Origin of the sequence: Streptomyces sp. NPDC017979 (assembly GCF_044328175.1) — a bacterium.
In the GTDB taxonomy this organism is placed as follows: domain Bacteria; phylum Actinomycetota; class Actinomycetes; order Streptomycetales; family Streptomycetaceae; genus Streptomyces.
Window position 1 is genome coordinate 334,327 of record NZ_JBIRGU010000004.1, and the last position, 21,905, is coordinate 356,231.

Below are 21,905 nucleotides of genomic sequence, written 5' to 3' on the forward strand. Positions count from 1 at the left end.
GCGATCCGCCAAGATGCGTAGGGATTCATCGCCCGAAGCGGTGAACTCTACGACGCAAGGCCGTTTTTGGACACTCCCCGCGCGCCCGGGGGCGCCGTGCGCACGACGGTCTCCACCGCAGCGGCGATCTGTTCCCCCGTCAGATCGGCGCGGGCGGTGAGCCGGAGCCGGGAGATCCCGTCGGGCACCGACGGCGGGCGGAAGCAGCCCACCCGCAGCCCGGCGGCACGGCAGTCGGCGGCCCAGCGCAGCGCCGCTTCCGGCGCTGGTGCCCGCACGGACACCACGGCGGCGTCGGGGCGCACCGCCATGAGGCCCGCCGCGCTCAAGCGCTCGTACAGGTCCCTCGCCGCCGTGCGCACCCGGCCGGCGCGCCCGGGCTCCGCGCGCAGCAGCCGCAGGGCGGCGAGGGCCGCACCGGCCGCCGCGGGGGCGAGTCCGGTGTCGAAGATGACCGTACGGGCGGTGTTGACCAGGTGGTCGATCACCCGGGCGGGGCCGAGCACCGCGCCGCCCTGGCTGCCGAGGGACTTGGAGAGCGTGACGGTGGCCACCACGCCACTGGCGCCGGCGATCCGGGCCGCGTGCGGCGCGCCGCGCCCGCCGTCGCCGAGCACCCCGAAGCCGTGTGCGTCGTCGATCAGCAGGGCCGCGCCCCGCCGGGCGCAGACGGCGGCAAGTTCGGCGAGCGGCGCCGCGTCGCCGTCCACGGAGAAGACGGAGTCGGTGACGGCCATGGCTCGGCGGCCCGGGTGGGCGTCCAGGGCCTTGCCGACCGCTTCGGGGTCGGCGTGCGCGCTGATCGCGGTCCCGGCCCGGGACAGTCGGCAGCCGTCCACGATGGAGGCGTGGTTGCCGGCGTCCGAGACGATCAGGCCGTCGCGCCCGGACAGCGCGGTGACGGCCGCCAGGTTGGCGGCGTAGCCGGAGGCCAGCACGAGGGCGGATTCGAAGCCGCAGAAGGCGGCGAGTTCCCGTTCGAGTTCGGCGTGCAGGGCGGTGCTGCCGGTGACGAGGCGGGAGCCGGTGGAGCCGGCGCCCCAGCGGCGGGCGGCCTCGCCCGCGGCTTCGGTGACCCGTGGGTGGCGGGTGAGCCCGAGGTAGTCGTTGCCGGCGAGGTCGAGCAGGTCGCCGTCGGCGGGGCGGGGGCTGAGCGTGCGCACGAGACCGGCCCGCTCCCGGTCGCGGGCCGCGTCGTCGAGCCAGTGGAAGGGGTCTGGGTGCAAGGCGTTCGGCTCCTCGTACGGCTCGTGGCGCAGGCCGCGCTTTTGTAGGCAGCTCACAGACCCTAATCGCCGTCGCCCGGGTAACCCATGTGGTCATACACACACTTCGTCGCGGCGCTGTTGTGAGGTTTCGACTTTCCCCGGGGGAGTTCGGTAGGCCAGGATCGGCGCCATGGACCTTCTGGACACGCTGGTGGAGAAGGGGCTGCGGCGCGAGCTGCCGACCCGGGAAGAAGCGCTCGCCGTCCTGGCGACCTCCGATGACGACGTGCTCGACCTGGTGGCCGCGGCGGGCCGGGTGCGCCGCAAGTGGTTCGGCCGTCGGGTGAAGCTGAACTACCTCGTCAACCTCAAGTCGGGCCTGTGCCCCGAGGACTGTTCGTACTGTTCGCAGCGGCTCGGTTCGACGGCGGGCATCTTGAAGTACACCTGGCTGAAACCCGACGAAGCGTCCGAGGTCGCCGCCGCCGGGGTCGCGGGCGGTGCGAAGCGGGTGTGTCTGGTCGCCAGCGGTCGGGGGCCGACGGACCGGGACGTCGACCGGGTGTCGAAGACCATCGAGGCCATCAAGGAGCAGAACGAGGACGTGGAGGTGTGCGCCTGCCTCGGACTGCTCTCCGAGGGGCAGGCGGAGCGGCTGCGCGCGGCGGGCGCCGACGCGTACAACCACAACCTCAACACCTCCGAGGACACCTACGGGAAGATCACCACCACCCACACCTACGAGGACCGGGTCGACACCGTGCAGCAGGCGCAGGCCGCCGGTCTGTCGGCGTGCTCGGGGCTGATCGCCGGCATGGGCGAGAGCGACGAGGACCTGGTCGACGTGGTGTTCGCGCTGCGTGCGCTGGACCCGGACTCGGTGCCGGTGAACTTCCTGATCCCCTTCGAGGGCACTCCGCTGGCGAAGGAGTGGCACCTCACCCCGCAGCGGTGCCTGCGGATCCTCGCGATGGTGCGGTTCGTCTGCCCGGACGTGGAGGTGCGGCTGTCGGGCGGGCGCGAGATCCATCTGCGCACGCTGCAGCCGCTGGCGTTGCACGTGGTGAACTCCATCTTCCTCGGCGACTACCTGACCAGCGAGGGACAGGCGGGGCAGACGGACCTCGACATGATCGCGGACGCGGGCTTCGAGGTGGAGGGCGCGGGTACGACGACGCTGCCGGCGCACCGGGCGGGCGGCGGCTGCGGTTCGCCCTGCTCGGCCCCCGGGTCGGCCGTCACGGAGGCTGAGAAGTCCGAGGAAGGCACGGGCCAGCGCACGGACGCCGGGCGCCCGGACCTGGTGGCGGTGCGCCGCCGGGGCGCCGGCACCGAGGTGGCCCCCAATGCCTGAGGCCCCGGCCCCCGTGGACGTCGCCGAGTTGCTGGCGCTGGACCGGGCGCACGTGTGGCATCCGTACGGGCCGATGCCCGGCCGGACGGACCCGCTGGTCGTGGAGTCCGCGGCGGGCGTGCGGCTGCGGTTGGCGACGCCGGTGCACGGGCACCGCGAGGTCGTCGACGGCATGGCGTCCTGGTGGTCCGCGCTGCACGGCTACAACCACCCCGTCCTGAACGAGGCGGCGCGCGGGCAGTTGGAGCGGATGAGCCATGTGATGTTCGGCGGGTTGACGCACGAGCCCGCCGTGCGGCTGGCCGAGCGGCTGGTGGAGATCACCCCCGAGCCGCTGCGGCACGTCTTCCTCAGCGACTCGGGCTCGGTCTCCGTCGAGGTCGCGGTGAAGATGTGCCTCCAGTACTGGCGCTCGACGGGCAACCGGACGAAGCGCCGGCTGATGACCTGGCGCGGCGGCTACCACGGCGACACCTGGCAGCCGATGTCGGTGTGCGACCCCGACGGCGGCATGCACGCGCTGTGGAGCGGGGTGCTGCCCGAGCAGGTCTTCGCGGACGCGCCGCCGGCGGCGTACGAGCAGGCGTACGCGGACCACCTGCGGGAGTTGGTGGCCCGGCACGCCCACGAACTGGCGGCGGTGATCGTGGAGCCGGTGGTGCAGAACGCGGGCGGGATGCGCTTCCACTCCCCCGCGTACCTGCGGGTGCTGCGCGAGGCGTGCGACGAGCACGACGTCCTGCTCGTCTTCGACGAGATCGCCACCGGCTTCGGCCGCACCGGGACGCTCTTCGCCGCCGAGCACGCCGGCGTGAGCCCCGATGTGCTGTGCCTGGGCAAGGCGCTGACCGGCGGATACCTCTCCATGGCGGCGACCTTGTGCACCTCGCGGGTGGCCGACGGCATCTCGCGGGGCGAGGTGCCGGTGCTCGCCCACGGGCCGACGTTCATGGCCAATCCGCTCGCCGCCTCCGTGGCCCTGGCCTCCGTCGACCTGCTGCTGTCGCAGGACTGGGCCGGGGAGGTGCGTCGGATCGAGTCCGCGCTGCGCCAAGGGCTCGCCCCGGCGACGGCCCTGCCCGGGGTGGTCGACGTGCGCGTCTTCGGCGCGATCGGCGTCGTCCAACTCGATCACGCCGTCGACATGGCGGCGGCCACGGACGCGGCGCTGCGGCACGGCGTGTGGCTGCGGCCGTTCCGGGACCTGGTGTACGTCATGCCGCCGTTCGTGATGGACGACGAGGACCTGGCGACGGTCTGCACGGCGGTGCTGGCGGCGGCGTCGGCGTCGACGGCCGCGGTGGCTGGCGTGGCGGTGCGATGAGCCGGCCCTTCTGCCTTGCCCCGGCTGGCGCGTCAGCACCGTGATGCGCGTGCGTTGATGGCGTCTGCGGCCCGGTGGGCGCTGCTGGCGCAGTTCAGGCCGCTACGCCCTGCGGGTGATGCCGTTGCTTTTGCGGGCGCGGCCCCGCCGTGCACGACCAAGCGATCACGGCGACCGCGGCCCGGTGGTGGGCCGCGGAGACCGACGCTCCCGCAGAGGCACGGCGGCCACGTCCAAAGGCACAAGGAAGCGCAGACGAGACCTCATGGCCATGCCGTCGGCGCGGCGAGCAGTGGGGAAGAAGAGGAACGGAACGCATGAACGTGATCGTGGTCTCGGGCACCGGGACGGAGATCGGGAAGACCGTCGTCACCGCGGCGATCGCGGCGAACGCCCGCCGGAGCGGCCGGAGCGTCGCCGTGGTGAAGCCGGCTCAGACGGGCGTACGGGTCGACGAGCCCGGTGACGTCGACGAGGTGGCCCGACTCGTCGGCGCGGTGTGCACCCTGGAACTGGCGCGCTATCCGGAGCCGTTGGCTCCGGCGACGGCCGCCCAGCGGGCCGGCGCGGCGACGGTGGGGCCGCAGGACGTGGCGGACGCGGTGGCGAAGGCCGCGACGGAACACGACCTGGTGCTGGTGGAGGGCGCGGGCGGACTGCTGGTGCACTTCGACGCGGCGGGCGGCACGCTCGCGGACGCCGCCCGGCTGCTGGGCGCGCCGGTCCTCGTCGTCGTGCCGGCCGGGCTCGGCACGCTCAACGGCGCCGCGCTGACGGGCGAGGCGCTGCGCGCCCGGGGGGTGCGCCAACTCGGTCTGGTCGTGGGCAGTTGGCCCGCGACGCCCGACCTCGCGGCGCGGTGCAACCTGGCGGACCTGCCGACGGTGGCGGGGGCGCCGCTGCTGGGGGCGGTGCCCGAGGGGGCGGGCGGGCTCGCCCCCGACCTGTTCCGCGCCCGGGCCGCCGACTGGCTGGCGCCGACGCTCGGCGGGCGCCTGGACGCCGCGGCGTTCGCCGCGTCGGCGGCGCCCCCGCCGCCGGTGGGCACGCTCCGGCACTGAGCGGTGTCCCGGGCCCGGCATCGGGGGACAATGGCCGTGACGCACCGCCCCCTTCGAGGAGGCCCGTGATGCCCCGTCCGCAGTCGACCGCGCCCCGCGACGCGGTCCACCACCCGGTCTTCGCCCGCTTCTACGCCCGCTTCAGCGTGGCCGCCGACGAGCGGGCGGGGGTCGGCGCCCACCGGGAGGAGCTGCTCGCCGGTGCGTCCGGGCGGGTGATCGAGATCGGCGCGGGCAACGGCCTGAACTTCGCGCACTACCCGTCGGCGGTCTCCGAGGTCGTGGCCATCGAGCCGGAAGCCACGCTGCGGACGCTGGCGCGCCGGGCGGCCCGTGCGGCGGAGGTCCCGGTCGACGTGGTCCCGGGCGCGGCGGAGGCGCTGCCGGTGAAGTCGGAGGCGTTCGACGTCGCCGTCGCCTCGCTGGTGCTGTGCTCCGTACGGGACCTGTCGCGCTCGCTCCGGGAGGTCCGGCGGGTGCTGCGCCCCGGCGGCGAGCTGCGGTTCTTCGAACACGTCCTGGCCCCGACCCGAGGCATGGCCCGGGCCCAGCGCGCCCTGGACCGTACGGTGTGGCCCTGGCTCTTCGGCGGCTGCCACACCGCACGGGACACCCTGGCCGCGATCGAGGCGGCCGGTTTCGAGCTGGGTGTGCACCGGCGGCTACGGGTGCCGGAGCGCGGCCTTCAGGTGCCGTCGTCCCCGTGCGTGATCGGGGTGGCGCACAAGCCCTTCGCGGACCCGGACTGACCGCGACGGCCTCGGAGCCGACGGTGACGCCGTCGCCGCCGCGCCCGGCTGCGCGGAGGACCCGCGCCTTCGCCGCGCCTCGGTCGCGCCCGGAGGCCGCGGGTGCCCCGAAGCGGCTGGACGGATGCGCCGAGGCAACGGCACTGCCGGCCCGCAAGGACGCGCGCTGCCGCAGACGCAGTACTGGGGATCGGCAACGGTTCGGCCCGTCCGCGGGCCGAAAGCCGGTGGCAGCGTCGAGGCGGCGCGTGCTTGGCTCGGGCCATGAAAGAGCTGCGCATTCGCAACGCCGACACTGCCGACGCCGATGCCGTCCTCGCCTTCTGGAAGGACGCGGCCGAGGGGACGAGCATCACGGACGACGTCGACGGCGTGACCCGCCTGATCGACCGCGACCCCGCCGCCCTGATCCTGGCCGAGACGCCCGAAGGCGAGCTGGTGGGTTCGGTGATCGCCGGTTTCGACGGCTGGCGCTGCTCGCTGTACCGGCTCGCGGTGCTGCCGACGCACCGCCGGCAGGGCATCGCGAAGGTGTTGCTGGAGGCCGCCGAGGAGCGGTTCGCCGCCGTCGGGGGGCGGCGCGGGGACGCCATGGTGCTGGAGGTGAACGAGCGGGCCCAGCGGGCGTGGGCCGCGGCCGGGTACCACCGGGAGGACCGCTGGCGCCGCTGGGTCAAGCCGTACGGGACGGCCGGCGCCGCCTCCGTCGGGGCCGCGCACGGGGCGTGAGGCCGGGGCCACGGCGGGAGGCCGCGCGAGGAGGATGACACGATGGACCGGGCACCCCCGCGGGGCGGTGCCCGGTCCGTTCCGCTTCCATCCCTGCCGGTCCCTCCGTCGCCACTTTGCCGACCCTTTACGATGGGGTGGATCACAGCTCCTTCCCAACGAAAGGTGTGAGCGTCCCGTCCATGGACGAGCCTCCTAGTAGCAGACCCGTCAGCAGCTCCGAACGACATCGCGCGGCCCTTGCGTCCCTGCCCGATCATGGGACGGAGGTGACCCGATGACCGAAGTGCTCCTCCTCTTCGTGGCGGTGCTGCTCTGCTTCGCCTGCGGCATCTTCGTCGCGGCGGAGTTCTCCCTCACCACGGTCGAGCGCAACGACCTCGAACAGGCTGCGGCCCGTGGCGAGCGCGGCGCGGCCAGCGCCCTGAAGGCCGTGCGCGGCCTCACCTTCCAGCTCTCCGGCGCACAGCTCGGCATCACCGTGACGAACCTGATCGTCGGCATGCTCTCCGAGCCGTCGATCGCCAAGCTCATCCGCGGCCCGGTCGAAGACCTCGGCCTCTCCCCCTCCGTCGCCTCCTCGATCGCGCTCGTGCTCGGCACGGCGCTGTCCACGGTCGTCCTGATGGTCGTCGGCGAGCTGGTCCCGAAGAACTGGGCCATCTCCTCGCCGCTCCAGGTGGCGAAGGTGGTGGCACCCGCGCAGCGGCTGTTCACGGCCGCGTTCAAGCCGCTGATCAGCCACCTCAACAACACCGCCAACCGCATCCTGCGCCGGCTCGGCATGGAGCCGACGGAGGAGCTGGCCTCGGCGCGCAGCCCGCAGGAGCTGGTCGCGCTCGCCCGGCACTCCGCCAAGGAGGGCGCGCTGGAGGCGGACACCGCCGAGCTGTTCGTGCGCACCCTGAACCTGGCCGACCTGACCGCGGAGAACGTGATGACCCCCCGCGTCCAGGTCACCGCCCTGGAGGTGCAGGCGACCGCCGAGGACGTGGCCAACGCCACCCGGGCGACCGGTCTGTCCCGCTTCCCCGTCTACCGGGGGAACCTGGACACCGTCGTCGGCATCGCCCACATCAAGGACGTGCTGGCCGTCCCGGCCGAGCTGCGTCCCCGGCTGAGCGTGTCGGAGGTGCTGCGCGAACCGCTGCTGGTGCCCGAGACCCTGACCGTGGACCGACTCCTCGACCAGCTCGGCGGCCGATCGACGATGGCCGTCGTCATCGACGAGTACGGCGGCACGGCCGGCGTCGCGACGATGGAGGACATCGTCGAGGAGGTCGTCGGCGAGGTGCACGACGAGCACGACCCGCACGTGACGTCCGACCTGGCCCCCGCGGGCCGGGACGCGGACGGCCGCACGCTGTGGTCGGCCGACGGCGCCGCCCGCACCGACCAGTTGGAGCGGGTGGGCCTGAAGGTCCCGGAGGGGCCGTACGAGACCCTCGCGGGTCTGGTCGCCACCGAACTCGGCCGCATCCCGGTCGAGGGCGACCGGATCGACCTCCAGGGGTGGCGACTGGACGTGGTGGACGCGTCGGGGCGGCGCGCCGCCCGGGTGCTGCTGCACGCGCCCCTGCCCGTCGAGTCCGATGAGCAGGGCCAGTCCGCCGCGAACACCGGGGAGGCCGGCCGATGATCGCCGTCCAGTTGCTGATCGGTCTGTTGACCCTGGTGGTCAACGCGTTCTTCGTCGGCGCCGAGTTCGCCCTGATCTCGGTGCGCCGCAGCCAGATCGAGCCGGAGGCCGAGGCGGGCAACCGCCGGGCCCGCAGCGTGCTGTGGGGTCTGGAGCACGTGTCGGCGCTGCTGGCCGCGGCCCAGCTCGGCATCACCCTGTGCACGTTGGTCCTCGGCATCGTCGCCGAGCCCGCCATCGCCCACCTGCTGGAGCCGGTCTTCCACTCGCTGGGCGTGCCGGAAGGGGCGATCCACCCGATCTCCTTCGTGATCGCGCTGGCGCTCGCCACGTATCTGCACATGCTCCTCGGCGAGATGGTGCCGAAGAACATCGCCCTGGCCGAGCCCACCCGCAGCGCGCTGATCCTCGGCCCGCCGCTGGTGGCGGTGGCCCGGGCGCTGCGCCCGGTGATCTTCACGATCAACGCCTTCGCCAACACCCTGCTGAAGCTGCTGCGGGTGGAGACCAAGGACGAGGTCGCGGCGACCTTCTCGGACGACGACCTCGCCCGGATGGTCGTGGACTCCGGTGACGCGGGTCTGCTGGACGACCGCGCCGCGGAGCGGCTGCGGGACGCCCTGGAGCTGGGCCGCCGCCCGGTGCGGGACGTCGTGATGCCGGCCGAGCGGGTGGTGTACGCGCAGGCGGGGACCACCCCGGAGCAGTTGGAGCAGCTCTCCGCGGAATCCGGGTTCTCCCGCTTCCCGGTGATCGACTCCAGCCGCACCATCCTCGGCTACCTGCACGTGAAGGACGCCCTGGACGCGGCTCCGCGCGACGTGGCCTTCCCGGTCGCGGCCATGCGCCCGATCGCCCGGGTGCGCGCGGTCACCCCGCTGGACGACGTGCTCACGGCGATGCAGCGGAGCCGGACCCACCTGGCGGCGGTCCTCAACGAGGACGGCACGCCGGAGGGCCTGGTGACCATGGAGGACGTGCTGCGGGAGCTGGTGGGCCGGTCGGACTGACCGGTACCGCCCGCCGACGAGTCGAGCGGCCCGTTCCGCACCCCGCGAGGGGCGCGGGGCGGGCCGCTCGCGCGTGGGGGCCGACGGGCGCGCCGGTAGGATCGATCGACCATGGCGCAGATCACCGACTTCACCAGTTTCGTCGCGGTGGGCGACTCGTTCACCGAGGGCATGTCCGACCGGCTGCCCGACGGCTCCTACCGGGGCTGGGCCGATCTCCTGGCCGCCCGCCTCGCTGCCCGGTCGCCCGGGTTCCGCTACGCGAACCTCGCCGTGCGCGGCAAGCTCATCGGGCAGATCGTCACGGACCAGGTCGGCGCCGCGGCCGGGATGCGGGCGGACCTCGTGACGCTGGTCGGCGGCTTGAATGACGTGCTGCGGCCCCGGGTCGACATGGGCCGGGTCTGCGGGCTGCTGGAGGAGGCCGTGGAGACGCTGGGGCCCTCCTGCCGGCAACTGGTGCTGATGCGCAGCCCGGGGCGGCACGGTCCGGTGCTGGACATGGGCCGCGCCCGGATGGAGGAGCTGTACGCCCACATCGAGGTGCTGGCGGAGCGGCACGGCGCGGTCGTGGTGGACCTGTACGGCGCGCCGGCGCTGGGCGACCCCCGGATGTGGGACGCGGACCGGCTGCACCTGACGGCCGAGGGGCACCATCGGGTGGCCGAGGCGGTCTGGCAGTCCCTCGGGCTCACCGCGCAGGAGGACTGGAACGCCCCGCTGCCGGCTGCCGCACCGGCAGCGTGGCTGGCGCGCCGGACGGACGACGCCCGGTTCGCCCGGCGCCACCTGGGCCCGTGGATCGGCCGCCGCTTGACGGGCCGCTCATCGGGCGACGGCCGCGCGGCCAAGCGGCCCGAGCTGCTCCCGTACGAGCCGCCGCGCGAGCCGTAGGCCCTTGGGGAGCGCGGTAGCACCATGACAAGCATGCAGCGACGGCGCCTGCGGCCCGGTGATGGGCTTGTCGCGCAGTTCCTCGCGCCCTAAAGACCTCGCCTCAGCCGGCAGACGAATGACGGAGGCAGCGAGACAGGGGCGCTGGAGGTACCCCCGTGCCCGCAGGGCACAGGGGTGGGAACTGCACGACGAGCCACCCACCGGCCAGTGGAGACCAACGCGCCCGCAGGGAAACGGCGGCTGCGTCCAGAGACTCATCGCGGGCGCGGTGGAGTCGTTCGGCGGCGGGCTGGAGGATCGCACAACCGGGGGCGGCGCGCTGGCCTGCGCAAATCGACAGTAGAATGCGGCCACGTGACTGCTGTGTCTGCGAAGCCCCGCATCCCGAACGTCCTTGCCGGCCGCTACGCCTCCGCCGAGCTGGCCTCCCTGTGGTCCCCCGAGCAGAAGGTGGTGCTGGAGCGCCGGCTCTGGCTCGCGGTGCTCCGTGCCCAGCGCGACCTGGGGGTCGAAGTACCCGAGACGGCCCTCGCCGACTACGAGCGGGTGGTCGACCAGGTCGACCTGGCGTCCATTGCCGAGCGCGAGAAGGTCACCCGGCACGACGTGAAGGCGCGGATCGAGGAGTTCAACGCGCTCGCCGGCCACGAGCAGGTCCACAAGGGCATGACGTCCCGGGACCTGACGGAGAACGTGGAGCAGTTGCAGATCCGGCTCTCCCTTGAGCTGGTGCGCGACCGCACCGTGGCGGTGCTGGCCCGGCTCGCCCGCCTCGCCGCCGACCACGCCGAGCTGGTGGTGGCGGGCCGTTCGCACAACGTCGCCGCCCAGGCCACCACCCTCGGCAAGCGCTTCGCGACGGCGACCGACGAGCTGCTGGTGGCCTTCGGGCGGCTGGAGGAGCTGATCGCGCGCTATCCGCTGCGCGGCATCAAGGGCCCGGTCGGCACGGCGCAGGACATGCTGGACCTGCTGGGCGGGGACGCGACGAAGCTGTCCGAGCTGGAGCAGCGGGTCGCCCGCCACCTGGGCTTCGAGCGGGCGTTCACCTCGGTCGGCCAGGTCTATCCGCGCTCCTTGGACTACGACGTCGTCTCCGCCCTGGTGCAGTTGGCCGCGGCGCCGTCGTCGCTGGCGAAGACGGTGCGGCTGATGGCCGGCCACGAGCTGGTGACCGAGGGCTTCAAGCCCGGCCAGGTCGGCTCGTCCGCGATGCCGCACAAGATGAACACCCGCTCCTGCGAGCGCGTCAACGGCCTGATGGTGATCCTGCGCGGCTACGCCTCGATGACGGGCGAGCTCGCCGGCGACCAGTGGAACGAGGGCGACGTGTCGTGCTCGGTGGTGCGCCGGGTCGCGCTGCCGGACGCGTTCTTCGCGCTGGACGGACTGCTGGAGACCTTCCTCACCGTCCTCGACGAGTTCGGCGCCTTCCCTGCCGTCATCGCCCGGGAGCTGGACCGCTACCTGCCGTTCCTGGCCACCACCAAGGTGCTGATGGGCGCGGTGCGGGCCGGGGTGGGCCGCGAGGAGGCGCACGAGGCCATCAAGGAGAACGCGGTGGCCGCCGCGCTCGCCATGCGCGAGCAGGGCGTGGAGCGCAACGAACTGCTGGACAAGCTGGCGGCGGACGAGCGGATCCCGCTGGACCGGTCGGAGCTGGACGCCCTGATGGCCGACAAGCTGTCCTTCACGGGCGCCGCGGCCGACCAGGTCGCCGCGGTGGTGCGGGCCGTCGAGGAGGTCGTCGCCCGGTATCCGGAGGCCGCCGGCTACGCGCCCGGCGCGATCCTCTGACCGGACCGCCGATGCCCCTGCCGCCGCCCGAGGAGCTGCGGGCCGCCCGTGACGGCGTCATCGACGACGTCGCGGCGCCCGGGCTCTCCGTGTTGTTCTGCGGAATCAACCCCAGCTTGATGTCGGCGGTGACGGGCCACCACTTCGCCCGCCCGGGCAACCGCTTCTGGCCGGTGCTGCACCTGTCGGGGTTCACGCCCCGGCAGCTGCGGCCGGCCGAGCAGCGGGAGCTGCTGACGTACGGGCTCGGCATCACCAACGTGGTGGCGCGGGCCACCGCGCGCGCCGACGAGGTGAGCGCGGAGGAGTTCCGCGAGGGCGGGCGGCTGCTGGCGGCGAAGGTGGCGCGGCTGCGGCCGGCGTGGCTCGCGGTCGTCGGCGTCACCGCTTACCGCACGGCCTTCGGGGACCCCAAGGCCAGCATCGGCCCGCAGGAGCGCCGGATCGGCGGTACGCGGATCTGGGCGCTGCCGAATCCGAGCGGGCTGAACGCGCACTGGACGGCGCAGACGATGGCCGAGGAGTACGCCCGGCTACGGGAAGAGTCCCGGTGAGCCCGGTGAGCCGGGTGGTGCCCCGGTTAGCCGCGCCGGCTCCTGTGACCCGAGGGCAACGGGCCGCCGCGGGCGCCTCGGTGCCCCTCGTCGATCACGCCCTGATCGTGCACCCCGCGCGGCCAGCGAGTACCATCCGGCAGACGATGTGCCCGGGCTGTTCGAGCCGGGGCTGGAAGGACACACGGTGGGGCGGCTGACCGGCGGAGACCCGTCCTTGCTGCGGCGGATCAACTCCGCGGTGGTACTCCATGCGCTGCGGGACTCGGGCTCCCCCACGCTCACGGACCTGACCCGGTTGACGGGTTTGTCCCGGCCCACGGTCGAGGGCGTGGTGGAAGGGCTCATCGAGGCGGGCCTGGTGGCCGAGAGCGTGCCGGAGGAGGGCGGCGCCCGGCGTCAGGGCCGCCCCGCGCGCCGGTTCCGGTTCCGGGTCGAGGCGGGGCACCTGCTGGGCATCGAGATCGGCCCGCACCGGGTCGCCGCGCTCGTCTCCGGTCTCAACGGCCGGATCATCGGCGCCGCGTCCCGGGAGGTGTCGGAGACGGCGTCCGCGGACGACCGGCTGGACCGGGTGCGGGTGGTCATCGCGGACGTGCTGCGGCGCACCGGCGTCTCCCGGAACAACCTCCGGGCGGTCGGGGTCGGCTCCCCCGGCATCGTCGAGGCCGACGGCACGGTACGGCTGGGCGTGGCGCTGCCGGGCTGGACGGGCCTCCCGCTCGGCCAGCGCCTCCAGCGCTCCTTCCGCTGCCCGGTGCTGGTGGAGAACGACGCGAACGCCGCGGCCGTCGCGGAGCACTGGAAGGGCGTCGCGAAGGACTCCGACGACTTCGTCTTCGTCCTGGCGGGGCTCAGCCCCGGCGCGGGCTCCCTGATCGGGGGGCGGCTGCACCGCGGCTTCGGCGGCGCGGCGGGCGAGATCGGCGCGCTGCACCTGTTGGGCCGCGAATCGCGGCCGGAGACGCTGCTGTCGCCCACGGACCAGGCCCTGCGCCCGCTCGACGAGCATGCCGTGGCCGAGGTCTTCACGCTGGCCAAGGGTGGTGACGCCCGGGCGCAGGCCGCCGTCGACCGGTTCATCCAGCGCCTGGTGCACGACGTGGCCGCGCTCGTCCTCGCCCTCGATCCGGAGCTGGTCGTCATCGGGGGGTGGGCCGCAGGGCTGGACGGCCTGCTGCCCCCGCTCCGCAGCGAGTTGGAGCGCTACTGCCTGCGCCCGCCGCAGGTGGTGCTCTCGCTGCTGGGGGAGGCCGCGGTGGCGACGGGCGCGCTGCGGATAGCCCTCGACCACGTCGAGGAGGAGCTGTTCGCGGTGGAGGGCACGGCGTCGGCCCGCGGCTGAGCCCCGCGCCGCACCGCCCGCGTACGCCCGCACCCGCCCGCGTACACCGCAGGGACCGCACACGAAGCCGCCCCGGGGATGTCTCCCACGGGGCGGCTTCGACGTTCGACCGGGTGCGCTGTCGCGACGGGGCGCGTCAGGAGGCGCGCCGCTCCTCGCCGTGCGCGTGCACGTCCGCGTCGTGGTGGCTTATCCGTACGTCGCCCGAGTCCCCGAAGGTGAGCCGGCAGGTGTCCGCGCGGTAGGTGGCGACGGAGACCGCGACCGTACGGCCCGCGGAGAAGTACCGGGTGGTGACCACGAGGACGGGGGCGCCGGGCAGCCGGTCCAGTTCCCGTGCGTCGTCGGCGCGGGCCGAGCCCAGTTCGACCGCGCGGTCCTGTCCTTCGAGGTCGAGCCGGTGGAGTTCGCGCAGGACGCGGCGCGCACGGGCTTCGCTGGACGGGGCGTCGATGGCCGACAGCTCCGGGACGGACGCGGCCGGCACGTACAGCAACTCGGCGGCCAGCGGCTGGCCGTGGGAGGTGCGCAGCCGGCGCAGGGCGTACGTCGCCTCGTCGGGCGCGGTGCCGAGCGCCCGGGCGACGGCGGCCGGCGGGGTCGCCGTGTCGCAGTCGTAGGACTGCCAGCCGTCGTGCGTGCCGGCGCCGGGCCAGGTGTGCTGCGTGGTGGAGACGTCCACGCCCTGGCGCGGGGGTGCGACCGTCGTCCCGACGCCGCGACGGCGCTGGAGACGGCCCTCCAGTTCGAGTTGCTCAAGTGCCTGGCGGAGCGTGGCGCGGGCGACGCCGAAACGAGCGGCCAGATCGCGCTCGTTGGGCAGGATCTCCCCCACCGCGAAGTCCGAGTCGAGCGCCTCCCCGATGACGTTCTTCAGCTGCCAGTACTTGGGCTCCGGAACAGATTCCAGCTGCGTGGTCCCCACCCTGATCCTCCGCAATCGCCGTGTCGGCGGCGGCTATTCCGCGCCTTTGTTTTTTAAAGGTTCCTGCACTATCCCTGCGACCATAGGGCGGGCCGGAACCTTGGTCAAGACCAATCCTGCTCCGGTCACGCTCTGAAGTCGACCGTATCCGCTGAGCGTTCACGAGCTGTTAGCACCTCGGTGAAAGAGATGAACAACACCGTGCGGAGGTTTCCGGACAGCCGGACGGGTGTACGGCCGAAACCACCGGCGGTGCGCGGTGGCCGGTGCGGCGACGGCGCGCGGTGGCCGGTTCGCGGTGGCCGGCGGTCGGCGATCCGCGGGGCCGGTGGGCGGCGGGGCGTCAGAGCCGGTGGGCGGCGGAGTCCGCCATGCCCCCGAGCTTGTCGGGGTTGCGGAACAGGTAGACGCAGGCGATCCGGCCGTCGACGAGGCTCAGTTGCAGCACCAGGTCGGGGGTGCCGGCGGAGAGGACGAGCAGGGCGGGGGCGCCGTTGGTCTCCACGATCCGCACTTCCATGTCCGGCAGTTGCTCCGTGCCCACGGCGGCGAGGAAGCGGCCGACCTTGTCCCCGCCCTCGATGACCCGCAGCGGCGCCTTCGACTTGCCGCCGCTGTCGCTGACGAGCCGTGCGTCCGGCGCGAGGAGGGAGAGCAGGCCGTCGAGGTCGCCGCCGGAGGCCGCGGTGAGGAAGCGCTCCGTCACGGCCCGGGCCTCGACCGGGTCGGTGTCGTAGCGGGGCCTGCGCTCCGCGACGTGCTTGCGGGCCCGGCTGGCGAGTTGACGCACGGCCGGCTCGGACCGCTCCAGCGCTGCGGCGATCTCCTCGTACGGGAAGGCGAACGCCTCGCGGAGCACGAACACGGCGCGTTCGGCCGGGGAGAGCGACTCCAGGACGACGAGGACGGCGAACGAGACGGTGTCCGCGAGGACGGCGCGGTCCGCGACGTCGGCGGCGGGGGCGGTGCCCGCCGGGTCTGCGGCGGCGGCGCCGGTGGCGACCGGTTCGGGCAGCCAGGGCCCCACGTACGTCTCGCGGCGGGCGGCGAGTTGGCGCAGCCGGTCGAGGGCGAGCCGGGTGGCGACGCGTACGAGGTAGGCGCGCGGTTCGCGCACGTCGGCACGGTCTTCGGCGGACCAGCGCAGCCAGGCGTCCTGGACGACGTCCTCGGCGTCGGTGAACCGGCCCAGCATCCGGTAGGCCACCCCGGTCAGCAGGGCGCGGTTCGCTTCGAAGGTCTCGGTCAAGAAGTCGCTCGCCACAGAACCAATCCCAACCGAAGCGGGGCGCAAATGTCCAGGCGGTTGCGCCCGACGGGCGCGTTGGCGGGGCGCGCCGACGCGCCCGTGCGGTCAGCGGCGGTGGTCGTCGGGGAGTTCCCCGTCGCGGGCGAGGCACGGCGCCTGCGCCGGGGCGACGTCGGCGGTCGGGGACGCGTCGACGGTCGGGGACGCGTCGACGTTTGAGGACAGGTCGACGGCCGGGAGCGCGTCGGCGGTCGAGGGCTCGCCGGAGGTCGGGGCCGGGGATCCGTCGGGCCGGTCGGGGTCCGTCGTCGCGCGGGCGCCGAAGAAGCCCGAGCCGAGCGCCGCCCCCGCGGCGACCAGCAGCCCGCCGGCGGCCTGCGCGGGCCCGAAGGAGCCCGCGCCCACCCACGGCGCGGTGAGCGCGGCGGCGACGGGGATCATCCCGGTGAAGAGGGTCGCCCGCTCGGCCCCGATCCGCTGCACGCCCATGTACCAGACCACGAAGCCGATGACGGTGACCACCGCGGCCTGCCACAGCAGCGCCATCGCCTCGACGCCGGTCGGCACGCGCACCAGGGCCGTGCCGTCGACGACCACCCCGATCAGCGCGGATTCCACGGTGGCGACGGCGCACACGGCCGCGGTCAGGAGCCGCGGCCCGAGCGGGCGCAGCACCGGGACGGCGAGGACCGCGAAGCCGACCTCGCCCACGAGCGCCGCCACCGACCAGACGACGCCCAGGGCGTCGGTGCGCCCCCAGCCCTGGACGGTGAAGGCGCCGGCGGCCACCAGCAGCGCCCCGTACAGCACCGGGCCGGTGGGGCGCCGGTCGTTCATCAGGGGCACGAGGACCGCGACGATCACGGGTGCGCAGCCGACGAAGACGCCCGGCACGGCCGGCTCCGCGGTGCGTTCGGCGGCGAGCACGGCCAGGTTGAAGCCGACCATGCCGACGCCGGCGACGAGCGCGATCCGCCCCCACTGGCGGGGGGTGAGCGCGCGTACGGGCGCGAGCGCGGCCCGCCCCCCGAGCAGGGGCAGCAGCAGGAGGAAGGCGAGACCGTAGCGCAGGGCCTGACCGCCGGCGTACGGATAGTCGCCGAGCAGGCTGTTGGCGGTGAACGAGGCGCCCACGAGGCCGTAGGCGAAGGTGACGTAAACGATGCCCCGCAGTGCGCCGGAGCGGGAGGGCGCCCCGGGCCGGGCCGGGGTCACACGGGTCTTCGGGCGGTCCATGGTTCCGACGCTAGGGATCGTCGCGGTCCCCATTAAGGTCCACTTGCATGACGTCATCGGGGACCACTTCAGGGGACGGCGGCACGACCGGGGCGGCCGACGGCACGGCGGACGCGGCCGGCGCGGTCGGCGGGCCGGCCTGGGAACTGCTGCTGCCGGCCGCGGGCGCGCCCGCGCGCCGCCGCGGCCGGGCCCTCCAGGCGGCGCTGCGGGACGCGGTGCGCTCGGGCAGGCTGGCGGCCGGCACCCGACTGCCGTCCAGCCGGGCGCTCGCCACCGACCTGGGCGTGTCGCGCGGCCTGGTCACCGAGGCGTACGAGCAGCTCACGGCGGAGGGGTACCTGCGCAGCGACCGCGGCTCGGGCACCTGGGTCGGGGAGGCGGCGCGCGCCGGGCTCCCCGGCGCCCCGGGTCCCGCGCCCCGCACCTCGTCCACCCGCGTCCACTTCCACCCGGGCCAGCCGGACCTGGCGCTCTTCCCCCGCTCGGCGTGGATCGCCGCGTACCGGACCGTCCTCGGCGACATGCCGCACCGCGCGCTCGGCTACCCCGATCCGCGGGGACTGCCGGCGCTGCGGACCGCGCTCGCCAAGCTGTTGACCCGGCGGCGCGGGGTGGTGGCCGACCCGGACTGCCTGGTGGTGTGCTCCGGGGTGACCCAGGCGACGACCCTGCTGGGGCTGGTCGCCCACGGCCACGGGGAGCGGTCGATCGGCGTGGAGGACCCGGGGAGCCCGGTGCACGGCCCCGTGTTCACCGCCTCCGGGCTGGGGATGACCGCCCTGCCGCTGGACGACGAGGGGCTGGCGATGGAGCCGCTGCGCCGCTCGGAGGTGCGCACGGTGATGGTCACGCCCGCCCACCAGTTCCCCACCGGAATCGCGTACTCCGCGCGCCGCCGCGTCGAGCTCCTCGACTGGGCGCGGTCCGTGGACGGCCTGGTCGTCGAGGACGACTACGACGGCGACTTCCGCTACGACCGCGCCCCGGTCGGCGCCCTCCAGGGCCTCGACCCCGAGCGGGTCGCGTACACCGGCTCCCTCAGCAAGTCCCTGGCGCCCGGCCTGCGCATGGGCTGGCTGCTGGTTCCCCCGCGCCTGCTGGAGGAGATCGCCGAGCGGAAGCGGACCATCGACCTCGGGGAGCCCTCGCTCGACCAGTCGGTGCTGGCGCGCTTCGTCGAGCGCGGCGACTACGACCGCCACCTGCGGCGCTGCCAACGGGCCTACCGGGAGCGTCGGGACGCCCTCGTCGCCGCGCTCGCCGAGCACTTCCCCGGCACCGAGGTCAGCGGAATCGCCGCCGGTCTGCACGTCATCGCCCGGCTGCCCGAGCAGTACGGACCCGAGGACGGCTTCCCGGCCCGGGCGGCCCGCGCGGGCGTGGCCGTACGCCCCCTCGCCCAGCACGAAATGACCCCGACCCCCCAGCAGTCCGTCCGGCTCGTCCTCGGCTACGCCCACCTCACCCCGGCCGAGATCGCCCGCGGGGTGGCCCTGCTGGCGGGGGCGACGACGCCGGCCGGGGGCTGAGGGGGCGGGCTGCGGCTACTTCTTGCGGGCGATGGTGAGTCCGTCGGCGATGTGGACCATGGTGGCTTCGACGCGTTCGTCGGTGCGGACGCGTTCGTTGAGCCGTCGGACGGCCCGGGTGGTCTCGGCGGTGTCGTCGGGGTCGATGACGCGCGCGTGGTAGAGGACGTTGTCGACCAGGATCACTCCGCCGGGCCGGACGCGGGGCACCACCTGTTCCCAGTAGGCGGTGTAGTTCTCGTAGTCGGCGTCGATGAAGGCCAGGTCGTAGGTCGGCTGCTCGGGCAGGGTCTTGAGGGTGTCCAGGGCCGGGCCGATCCGGAGCTCGATGCGGTCCTGCACCCCGGCGGCCTGCCAGTGGCGGCGGGCGATCCGGGTCCATTCCTCGCTGATGTCCAGGCAGGTCAGACGGCCGTCGGCACCGAGTCCGCGGGCGATGGCCAAGGCGGAGTAGCCGGTGAAGGTGCCGATCTCCAGAGCGGTGCGGGCGCCGATCAGCTTGGTCAGCAGGGTCAGGAAGGCGCCTTCGTCGGGGGAGATCTGCAGTCGGGCGTCGTGCCCGAGGGCGGCGGTCTCGGCGATCAGCCGGGCTTGCACGGGGTCGGGCGGGGTCCCGTTGGCGCACAGGTAGTCGAACAGCTCGTCCGACAAGGGCGTGGGCGTTCGAGTCATGGTCAACGATCCTGTCGACGAGCCGAGTTGGGGCGGGTACGAGTTCGAGGCGGGGTCGAGGTCGGCGCGGCGCGCGTTCGGGCGCGGTCGTTGCTCGGCGCGTAAGGCGTCAGTCCCGGGCGGGCGGCTGTTCATCTGGGGTTCGCGCCGGCGTTCTCGGCGGGCAGTAGGCATGGGCACGGGCCCGCTCGCAGGTCGGCACGCGGTCCCGGCTCGAACCCGCTGCCCGTTCGTCCCCGTCGTTCCCTGGAGGCTCCGATGACGACATCTCCCGAGCACCCGTCGCGTCCCGAAGGCGGCCCGGTCACCGGGCGGCGGGCGCTGTTGCGCGGCACGGTGGCCGCGTCCGCCGCGTTGGCGCTGCCCGTGGCGGCCGCCGCGCCCGCGTTCGCGCTGGCGGGGCGGCCGCGGGCCGGCTGGGGGGTGCAGGTCGGTGACGTGACCGCGTCGTCCGGGCTGGTGTGGGTGCGCTCGGACCGGCCGGCGCGGATGGTCGTGGAGACCTCCGCGACCGAGTCGTTCCGACGGGCCCGCCGGCAGTACGGGCCGCTGCTCGGGCCCGGCACGGACCACACCGGCACCACCGCGCTGCGCGGGCTGCCGGCCGGCGAGGAGGTCCACTACCGGGTCCTGCTGGCGGACCCGGACGACCCCCGGCGGGTCGGGGAGCCGGTGTACGGCACGTTCCGCACCGCTCCGCAGCGCCGCAAGCAGGACGTGCGCTTCCTGTGGTCCGGGGACATCGCCGGGCAGGGCTGGGGCATCAACCCGGACATCGGCGGCTACCGGGTGTACGAGGAGATGCGCCGGCTGGACCCGGACTTCTTCCTGTGCAGCGGGGACACGATCTACGCGGACGGGGTCATCGAGCCGACCGTACGGCTGCCGGACGGGCGCGTCTGGCGGAACGTCACCACGGTGGAGAAGTCCCGGGTGGCGCAGTCCCTGGACGAGTTCCGGGGCAACTTCCGCTACAACCTGCTCGACGAGAACGTGCGGCGCTTCAACGCGCAGGTGCCGACGGTGGCGCAGTGGGACGACCACGAGGTGCGCAACAACTGGTACCCGGGGCAGATCCTCGACGACCCGCGGTACGCGGAGAAGGACGTCGACGTGCTCGCCCGGCGGGCGATGCGGGCCTTCGCCGAGTACTTCCCCGTCTCCACCCTTCCGGCCCGCGGCGGGCGCGGGCACGGCGGGCGGATGCACCGGGTCGTACGCCACGGGCCCCTGCTGGACGTCTTCGTCCTCGACATGCGTTCGTACCGCAACGCCAACTCGCCCGGCCGGCAGGCCGACGACGAGCAGGGGATCCTGGGCGCGGAGCAGTTGGCGTGGCTCAAGCGGGAGCTGGTGCGCTCCCGCGCCGTGTGGAAGGTGATCGCCGCGGACATGCCGATCGGTCTGGTGGTCCCGGACGGCTCGGCGGACTTCGAGGCGATCGCCCAGGGGGACCCGGGCGCCCCGCTGGGCCGGGAGCTCCAGATCGCGGAGCTGCTGCGGTTCGTCAAGCACCGTCGGATCACCGGCACGCTCTGGCTCACCGCCGACGTGCACTACACCTCGGCGCAGCACTACTCGCCCGAGCGGGCCGCGTTCCGGGACTTCGCGCCCTTCTGGGAGTTCGTGTCCGGGCCGCTGGCCGCGGGCGGCTTCCCGGCGAACGCCCTGGACGCGACCTTCGGGCCGGAGCGGGTGTTCGTCCGGGCCCCGGAGCGGGCGAACGTCTCGCCGATGGAGTCGCCGCAGTACTTCGGCGAGGTGCAGATCGACGGCGGAAGCGGCGAGCTGACCGTACGGCTGCGGGCCGAGGGCGGGACGGTGCTGTTCACCAAGGTGCTCCAGCCGGGCCGGGTGGGGCAGTAGCCGTACGGGCGGGGCGGCGGCGGCCGGCCGGGGCGTTGTCAGTGCGTACGGGCAGAATGCCGGCACCGGCCGCGACCGCCCCGGCCCGTCGTCGAAGGAGCCCCGCATGTCCGACGTCCCGCGCCCCGAGGCCACCGAGCCCGGCACCGGCCCCGGCGCCCCCGAACCGGCCCCCGACGACGTCTCGGCCCTTGGCCGGCTCGCCGCGGCGGGGGACGTGACCGTACGCGTCGACGGGCGGGATCTCGTGGTGATGGTGGACCAGTCCGGCTCCGCCCAGCGGTCGACGCCGGAGGAGGTCGCCGCGCTGCTCCCGCGGGTGCGCTCCGTGCTCGCCGACTTCGCCGCGGTCCGCGAGCGGGCCACCGCGTTCCTGTGGGAGTGGGGCGCGGAGGGCGAGGAGACGGAGGAGGAGCGGGCGGGGTTCCACCGGGACGTGCTCCCCGGCACGCTCACCCTCACCGTGACCGACGCCCGTGAAGCCCGGTTCGCCGTGCACTTCGACTCCCGGAACGAGGCGTATCTGCTCGACGGCTACTGGCCGGCGGTCCACCTGGACGCCGATCTGCATCCGGACCGGGTCACCATCGAGGCGTAGGGCATCGAAGCGAAGGAGGCGTGAGGGGTTGTCGGCGGTGCAGGGGGTGTAAGGAGTCCGTCAGCAGCCGCGGCCGATCACGCGATTGCCCTCCGGAGGGCCGTGGCGCTGTTGGATCATGGGTGATCATGTGGCCCCCACCAACGCCTAAATCACCCAT

General features: G+C 74.1%; 19 protein-coding genes. 14 read left to right on the forward strand and 5 right to left on the reverse strand.

All coding sequences use genetic code 11. The features are described 5' to 3' along the window. Positions 1-47 precede the first annotated feature (47 nt). Entirely contained in the window at positions 48-1,226 is a 1,179-nt protein-coding gene (locus ACH4E8_RS14430; RefSeq protein ID WP_398447857.1) for an 8-amino-7-oxononanoate synthase, read from the reverse strand. Between the two features lie 172 nt (positions 1,227-1,398). Here ACH4E8_RS14430 and bioB point away from each other — a divergent pair, with 172 nt between their 5' ends. From bioB to ACH4E8_RS14485, 11 genes are all read left to right on the forward strand, one after another. Further along, the gene (gene bioB / locus ACH4E8_RS14435) at positions 1,399-2,562 is read left to right on the forward strand and encodes a biotin synthase BioB (protein ID WP_398447859.1); all 1,164 of its coding nucleotides are present in this window, start codon (positions 1,399-1,401) and stop codon (positions 2,560-2,562) included. Next, positions 2,555-3,886 (forward strand): adenosylmethionine--8-amino-7-oxononanoate transaminase, encoded by a 1,332-nt coding sequence (locus ACH4E8_RS14440; RefSeq protein ID WP_398447861.1) that lies wholly within the window; start codon positions 2,555-2,557, stop codon positions 3,884-3,886. The genes bioB and ACH4E8_RS14440 overlap by 8 nt, the downstream gene beginning before the upstream one ends. Before the next feature lie 317 nt (positions 3,887-4,203). Continuing rightward, positions 4,204-4,947 carry a dethiobiotin synthase gene (bioD, locus tag ACH4E8_RS14445; protein WP_398447863.1) on the forward strand — a complete coding sequence of 248 codons (744 nt, stop codon included), beginning with the start codon at positions 4,204-4,206 and terminating at the stop codon, positions 4,945-4,947. Between the two features lie 68 nt (positions 4,948-5,015). Further along, entirely contained in the window at positions 5,016-5,696 is a 681-nt protein-coding gene (locus ACH4E8_RS14450; protein ID WP_398447865.1) for a class I SAM-dependent methyltransferase, read from the forward strand. A 264-nt stretch (positions 5,697-5,960) separates the two neighbouring features. After that, positions 5,961-6,425 (forward strand): GNAT family N-acetyltransferase, encoded by a 465-nt coding sequence (locus tag ACH4E8_RS14455; protein ID WP_398447867.1) that lies wholly within the window; start codon positions 5,961-5,963, stop codon positions 6,423-6,425. Between the two features lie 277 nt (positions 6,426-6,702). Next, complete coding sequence (locus ACH4E8_RS14460) at positions 6,703-8,064, forward strand: hemolysin family protein (protein ID WP_398447869.1); 1,362 nt, start codon at positions 6,703-6,705, stop codon at positions 8,062-8,064. Further along, positions 8,061-9,074 carry a hemolysin family protein gene (locus tag ACH4E8_RS14465; protein WP_361963316.1) on the forward strand — a complete coding sequence of 338 codons (1,014 nt, stop codon included), beginning with the start codon at positions 8,061-8,063 and terminating at the stop codon, positions 9,072-9,074. Before ACH4E8_RS14460 ends, ACH4E8_RS14465 begins: the two co-directional genes overlap by 4 nt. Before the next feature lie 111 nt (positions 9,075-9,185). Continuing rightward, complete coding sequence (locus tag ACH4E8_RS14470; protein WP_398447871.1) at positions 9,186-9,968, forward strand: SGNH/GDSL hydrolase family protein; 783 nt, start codon at positions 9,186-9,188, stop codon at positions 9,966-9,968. Positions 9,969-10,334: 366 nt separating this feature from the next. After that, positions 10,335-11,768, forward strand: coding sequence for an adenylosuccinate lyase (gene purB / locus ACH4E8_RS14475; protein WP_398448307.1), 1,434 nt, complete (start codon positions 10,335-10,337; stop codon positions 11,766-11,768). A gap of 11 nt (positions 11,769-11,779) precedes the next feature. Beyond that, positions 11,780-12,322 carry a G/U mismatch-specific DNA glycosylase gene (mug, locus tag ACH4E8_RS14480; protein WP_398447873.1) on the forward strand — a complete coding sequence of 181 codons (543 nt, stop codon included), beginning with the start codon at positions 11,780-11,782 and terminating at the stop codon, positions 12,320-12,322. Between the two features lie 187 nt (positions 12,323-12,509). Beyond that, the gene (locus ACH4E8_RS14485; RefSeq protein WP_398448309.1) at positions 12,510-13,667 is read left to right on the forward strand and encodes an ROK family transcriptional regulator; all 1,158 of its coding nucleotides are present in this window, start codon (positions 12,510-12,512) and stop codon (positions 13,665-13,667) included. A 136-nt stretch (positions 13,668-13,803) separates the two neighbouring features. Here ACH4E8_RS14485 and ACH4E8_RS14490 read toward each other — a convergent pair whose 3' ends face one another. The 3 genes from ACH4E8_RS14490 to ACH4E8_RS14500 form a co-directional block, all read right to left on the reverse strand. After that, positions 13,804-14,592 carry a GntR family transcriptional regulator gene (locus ACH4E8_RS14490; RefSeq protein ID WP_398447875.1) on the reverse strand — a complete coding sequence of 263 codons (789 nt, stop codon included), beginning with the start codon at positions 14,590-14,592 and terminating at the stop codon, positions 13,804-13,806. A gap of 343 nt (positions 14,593-14,935) precedes the next feature. Further along, positions 14,936-15,856, reverse strand: coding sequence for an RNA polymerase sigma factor SigJ (gene sigJ / locus ACH4E8_RS14495; protein WP_398447877.1), 921 nt, complete (start codon positions 15,854-15,856; stop codon positions 14,936-14,938). Between the two features lie 90 nt (positions 15,857-15,946). Further along, complete coding sequence (locus ACH4E8_RS14500; RefSeq protein ID WP_398447879.1) at positions 15,947-17,077, reverse strand: DMT family transporter; 1,131 nt, start codon at positions 17,075-17,077, stop codon at positions 15,947-15,949. 47 nt (positions 17,078-17,124) lie between these two features. Here ACH4E8_RS14500 and ACH4E8_RS14505 point away from each other — a divergent pair, with 47 nt between their 5' ends. Continuing rightward, entirely contained in the window at positions 17,125-18,609 is a 1,485-nt protein-coding gene (locus tag ACH4E8_RS14505) for a PLP-dependent aminotransferase family protein (protein WP_398447881.1), read from the forward strand. Positions 18,610-18,624: 15 nt separating this feature from the next. On the opposite strand, the gene ACH4E8_RS14510 is transcribed toward ACH4E8_RS14505, so the two are convergent. After that, a complete protein-coding gene (locus ACH4E8_RS14510) occupies positions 18,625-19,281 on the reverse strand; it encodes an O-methyltransferase (RefSeq protein WP_398447883.1) in 657 nt (218 codons plus the stop codon). 258 nt (positions 19,282-19,539) lie between these two features. Between ACH4E8_RS14510 and ACH4E8_RS14515 the strand changes: the two genes are divergently transcribed. Then, positions 19,540-21,147, forward strand: coding sequence for an alkaline phosphatase D family protein (locus ACH4E8_RS14515; protein WP_398447885.1), 1,608 nt, complete (start codon positions 19,540-19,542; stop codon positions 21,145-21,147). A gap of 106 nt (positions 21,148-21,253) precedes the next feature. Beyond that, positions 21,254-21,745, forward strand: coding sequence for a hypothetical protein (locus ACH4E8_RS14520; RefSeq protein WP_398447887.1), 492 nt, complete (start codon positions 21,254-21,256; stop codon positions 21,743-21,745). Positions 21,746-21,905: the final 160 nt, after the last annotated feature.

What these genes read in the sequence shown, in the direction of transcription:
- bioB (WP_398447859.1), top strand. Translation starts at nt 1,399, where the DNA reads ATGGACCTTCTGGACACGCTGGTGGAGAAGGGGCTGCGGCGCGAGCTG.
- ACH4E8_RS14440 (WP_398447861.1), top strand. Translation starts at nt 2,555, where the DNA reads ATGCCTGAGGCCCCGGCCCCCGTGGACGTCGCCGAGTTGCTGGCGCTG.
- bioD (WP_398447863.1), top strand. Translation starts at nt 4,204, where the DNA reads ATGAACGTGATCGTGGTCTCGGGCACCGGGACGGAGATCGGGAAGACC.
- ACH4E8_RS14450 (WP_398447865.1), top strand. Translation starts at nt 5,016, where the DNA reads ATGCCCCGTCCGCAGTCGACCGCGCCCCGCGACGCGGTCCACCACCCG.
- ACH4E8_RS14455 (WP_398447867.1), top strand. Translation starts at nt 5,961, where the DNA reads ATGAAAGAGCTGCGCATTCGCAACGCCGACACTGCCGACGCCGATGCC.
- ACH4E8_RS14460 (WP_398447869.1), top strand. Translation starts at nt 6,703, where the DNA reads ATGACCGAAGTGCTCCTCCTCTTCGTGGCGGTGCTGCTCTGCTTCGCC.
- ACH4E8_RS14465 (WP_361963316.1), top strand. Translation starts at nt 8,061, where the DNA reads ATGATCGCCGTCCAGTTGCTGATCGGTCTGTTGACCCTGGTGGTCAAC.
- ACH4E8_RS14470 (WP_398447871.1), top strand. Translation starts at nt 9,186, where the DNA reads ATGGCGCAGATCACCGACTTCACCAGTTTCGTCGCGGTGGGCGACTCG.
- mug (WP_398447873.1), top strand. Translation starts at nt 11,780, where the DNA reads ATGCCCCTGCCGCCGCCCGAGGAGCTGCGGGCCGCCCGTGACGGCGTC.
- ACH4E8_RS14500 (WP_398447879.1), bottom strand. Translation starts at nt 17,077, where the DNA reads ATGGACCGCCCGAAGACCCGTGTGACCCCGGCCCGGCCCGGGGCGCCC.
- ACH4E8_RS14505 (WP_398447881.1), top strand. Translation starts at nt 17,125, where the DNA reads ATGACGTCATCGGGGACCACTTCAGGGGACGGCGGCACGACCGGGGCG.
- ACH4E8_RS14510 (WP_398447883.1), bottom strand. Translation starts at nt 19,281, where the DNA reads ATGACTCGAACGCCCACGCCCTTGTCGGACGAGCTGTTCGACTACCTG.
- ACH4E8_RS14515 (WP_398447885.1), top strand. Translation starts at nt 19,540, where the DNA reads ATGACGACATCTCCCGAGCACCCGTCGCGTCCCGAAGGCGGCCCGGTC.
- ACH4E8_RS14520 (WP_398447887.1), top strand. Translation starts at nt 21,254, where the DNA reads ATGTCCGACGTCCCGCGCCCCGAGGCCACCGAGCCCGGCACCGGCCCC.